3 protein-coding genes are annotated in these 4,128 nt (G+C 73.0%); all 3 read right to left on the minus strand.

Annotation, left to right across the window (positions count from 1 at the left end; genetic code table 11):
* A partial coding sequence (locus tag AC1DY2_RS16500; protein ID WP_476763402.1) for an FtsK/SpoIIIE domain-containing protein occupies positions 1-1,825 on the minus strand: 1,825 nt, incomplete at its 3' end.
* Positions 1,826-1,962: 137 nt separating this feature from the next.
* The gene (locus tag AC1DY2_RS16505; protein WP_476763403.1) at positions 1,963-2,550 is read right to left on the minus strand and encodes a hypothetical protein; all 588 of its coding nucleotides are present in this window, start codon (positions 2,548-2,550) and stop codon (positions 1,963-1,965) included.
* On the minus strand, positions 2,547-4,128 hold a 1,582-nt coding region (locus tag AC1DY2_RS16510; RefSeq protein WP_476763404.1), incomplete at its 5' end, for a transglutaminase TgpA family protein. The genes AC1DY2_RS16510 and AC1DY2_RS16505, both read right to left, overlap by 4 nt.

Here is a 4,128-nt window from a genome sequence, read left to right on the forward strand (position 1 = left end):
CCCACGGCCGCCGTGGCCGCGAGGCGGACGGGGTGGCGACGCGTATCGCGTCGACCGTGACCCGGTCGGCGATCGCCGACTGGAAGGGGACGACGCGACCGTCGCCGGGGTCGAGGATGCCACGGCCCGGCGTGGCCGGTCCGATCGATGCGGCGGCCGGGCTGCCCACCACGGCGATGCTGTCGGCCGTGTCCATCACGCGGAGGGAGACGCGGATCGCGCAGTTCGCCGTGACCTGTTCGCGGACGACTCCGTTCGGGCGCTGGGAGGCGAGGATCAGGTGCACCCCGAGCGATCGCCCGCGGGCGGCGATGTCGGCGATGACCGCACCGAGCTCTGGGAACCGCTCGATCATGGCCTGGAACTCGTCGACGACGATCACGAGTCGTGGCAGCTCCACGGCTGCGCCGAGATCGGTGATGTCGCGCGCGCGCTCAGCGTGGAGCACCGACTCGCGGTGGCGGAGTTCTGCGCGCAGGCTCAGCACGGCCCGCTCGGCCTCCGCCTCATCGAGATCGGTCACCACGCCGACGACGTGCGGTAGCTCGCGGACCGGTTCGAAGGCGGCTCCGCCCTTGAAGTCGACGAGGAGGAACGTGACGGCGTCGGGAAGGTGATCGCGCGCCATGGCCGCGATCCACGCGAGGAGGAATTCGCTCTTGCCGCTGCCGGTGGTACCGGCGACGATGGCGTGCGGCCCACGCTCCACGAGGTCGAGTTCCAGCGGGCCGGCGTCCGTCACGCCGACGGGCACGCGGAGCGTGCTCCTCGAGCGGGCGACCCCTGTCGCGCGACCGAGTCGCTGCAGCTCGATGCGGTCGGGAAGGGCGGTCGCCGCGCCGAACCCGTCCCGCGCGGCGACCGCTTGCACGCGTGCGGCCCAGGCGCCGGCTTCGGACATGCCGAGCAGTTCGGGTACGACGGCCCGTCGGGGAGCGGCATCGCCCCGCCGGTCGACGGTCGCCCTGCCCGGGCCGTGCACGAGGAGCACGGTCGCGAGGCCCGGCGGCAACTCCTCGAGCGTCCGAGCGAGCACGATCTGCACCTCCGCGTCGCTTCGGGGTGCCCCGATGTCCCGACGGCCGTCGATGAGGTCGACGACGCGTACCCGGGCGTCGCCGCCCCGATGCGGGAGGCGCGACGCCCAATCCCACGCGTCACCTTCGGGGACGGCGATGTGCGTGGTGTCGGGACGGCAGCGATGGGCAAGCTGCACGACGAGGGCACGAGCGAGGGCATGCGCGAGCGGCGAGGGGCCGACGATGCCGATCCCCCCGTCGACGGGAACGTGGACCGGCGCGCGATCGAGCCGAGCCGCGAGCGCGAGGAGCTCACGATCGCCGTCGTCGACCGCCGTGCCGTCGATGCGGAGCGAGCTCTGCGCGCCGCCGCTGCCGACGAGGACGAAGCCGGGTGGCCCCTCGCGCCACTCGAACGGGCGGACGTCCTCCGTGATCCGACGGGACGGGGTGGCCCGATGCCACGCGACGGCTCGTTCCAGCTCGTGCCGTGCCGCCACGGCCGCTCTCAGCTCGTCGATCGCCGCCGCGCGGTCGACCGCGGCCCGCCTCGTCGCCCGGCGAGCGTGTCGCCGCGCGTCGACGAGCGAGGCGATTGCGGCGACGGGACCCAGCGCTGCGAACGCCAGGGAGAGGGCGGATCCCGTGATCGCCCAGAGCACGGCGGCACCCGCGATCGGGGCGACCGAGGCGATCCACGGGAAGCCCGGTGAAGTGGGCGCCGGCGGATGCACCGGCAGGGCCAGTGGGGCGACGTGGGCGTGCTCCGGGGGCAGAGCGGCGGTGTCGTTCGGCGGTGCGTCCACCCCGTGATCCGATCATCCCCGAGCGCGGGAGGCGAGCCCCTCGGCCGTGCGAAGTGGCGCTCGCGGCATCCGCTCACGTGTCGAGGACGAGTGCTCGGAGCTCGCCTGCGGCGGCCTGGACCGCCCCGGGGGCGTGATCAGGCCACGACGAACGACTGCTCGGCGAGCTCGACCCGGCTGCCCCGGGGCACGAGGTATCGCCGTCCGGGCTCGCATCTCACGGCCCCGTCGTCGGGACGACGCACGATCGTGCCGTTGCCCGAGAACCGATCGGCGATCCAGAGCACCCCCTCGTGCTCGCCGAACTCGAGATGGGTCTTCGAGACGGAGAGCGAACCATCGGCGATCTGCACGAGATGGTCGAACCGCTCCCCCGGTTGCGGCAGAGGTTTGCGACCGATGAGCCCGGTGCCGAAGACCATGCGCGTCTCGCCGGTGCTGAACGCCAGCACGAATGTCGGAGCCGCGATCGCCTCGACGTCTTCGACCGCGCTGTCGGCGGTGGGCGCGTCGGGCCCGGATATCGCCGACGCTGCCCGGAATCCGTCCACCGGGATGCTGATGACGCCGCTGTTGCGCCGGGCTGGGCGCTCGATCGCCGTGGTATCACCGGGACGCGGGTCGGATCGCCGACGCGACTCGGGTGTGGCGCTGGTGGAGCTGCCGCAGTCGCCGCAGAACATCGCGCCCTCGGGGAGCTCCGCCCCGCAGATCGCACACGTCACGGCTTGGCTCCTCTCCGCGTGACAGCGTACCCGCCGAGCGAGGTGAGGGAGATCGCCGCCCGGAGTCGCTCGAGGCGGCTACGGGGCGCGCCGAGTCGTTCCTGGAGCTCGTCGACCACGTCCCACACGCGCTCGTCGTCTCCGTCGGTCGGACCGTCGGGCGCGAACACCGCACGATCCACGACGGAGGCCAGCACGAGCGGTGCCAGTCCGCCGACCGTGGCGGCCTGCTCGGCACGGGTCGTGTTCGGCCGGATCGGGTAGCCGTAGTCGGCCGCGGTGTCCGCGAACTCCTGCCAGCCGCCCTCGATGCGCTCCACGGGCGTCGGTGCACGGCGGCGCACCCGGCGTCGCCGGATCTTGGCGACGATGACGGCGAGGAACGGGCTGATCAGCAGGGCGAGTCCCAGCGCCACGAACCCGGCGATCGTGAGTCCGGCCAGCAGCGCGGCGACCCACGGCTCGGCGCCGTCATCGGGCTCGTCCAAGGAGAGGTCGGGGTCCGAGTCGAGCTCCTCCACGGGCGTGCGCTCGGCCGGTGGCGGCAGGGCCGACTGGGGCCGTGAGACGACCGTCGGCTGGTCGGGTTCGCGCTCGGGGATGTCGCGCACGTCGGGGTTCGGGTTGACGGGGACCCATGCGCCATCCGAGGTCTGGATCTCGATCCACGCCTGTCGGTCGCGACTGCGGAACACCACGGTGCCGTCGTCATCGGCAGGCGCGTCGGCTGCAGCGGCATCCGGTGACGCGAGGTATCCCACCACCACGCGCGCCGGGAAGCCGATCTCCCTGGCCATCAGCGCCGCGGCGACGGCGTACTGCTCGCCGTCGCCGAGCATCGGTCGAACGTTCGCGAGCTCGTCCAGTCGGTCGAGCGCGTGGCCCGAGCGGCTCGGCTGCTCGTCGCCGACCCCATGGCTCACGAACCCGTCGCGCTGGAACCCGTCGACGATGTCACGGAGCCGTTCACCGGGTTCCTCCGACGCGGGAGCCCACGCGTCGAGGAGCTCCGACAACCCGTCGGGCAGGTCGGGCGCGGCGGGAAGCACGCTGGTGCCCGGATCGAGCTCCGCGAGGGCTTCGGACCGCACGGGCGTCACCGATCTCGCCGTGTAGCGATCGCCCTGGGTGAGGCCGGCCCTGATCGCCCCGGTTCCGGTCACGTCGTTGTAGAAGAATCCGTCGGCGAGCACCTCGGCGCGCGGTCCGGCGAAGGAGATGCGCTCGAGCTGCCCGATGCCCGGCACCCACACGTCCGAGTAGCCGAGGACCTCCACCTCGATCTCGGTCTGCTCGCCGTCGACGTCGGTCTGGTCGAGCCGATACGGCACGCGGGTGAAGCGACCGGACTCGGCCGAGCCGTCGGTGCCGCCGACCGAGTACACGATCCCGTCGTAGGTGTCGAGGGCCGCGATGCGCAGCCCGCTCCCCGGCGGGAGGCCGCGGACGGCCAGCATCTCGTCGTCGGCGACGTCGGGCTCGAACGCCGCACGGAACCCGGTGAGCGGGCTCTGCTGCGCGCGCGGCTCGAACGGCGGCTGGAGTTCGGCGCGAACGACGCTGCGCGCTGGTGTCGGC

This window comes from Agromyces sp. P1_H4, from assembly GCF_056405255.1.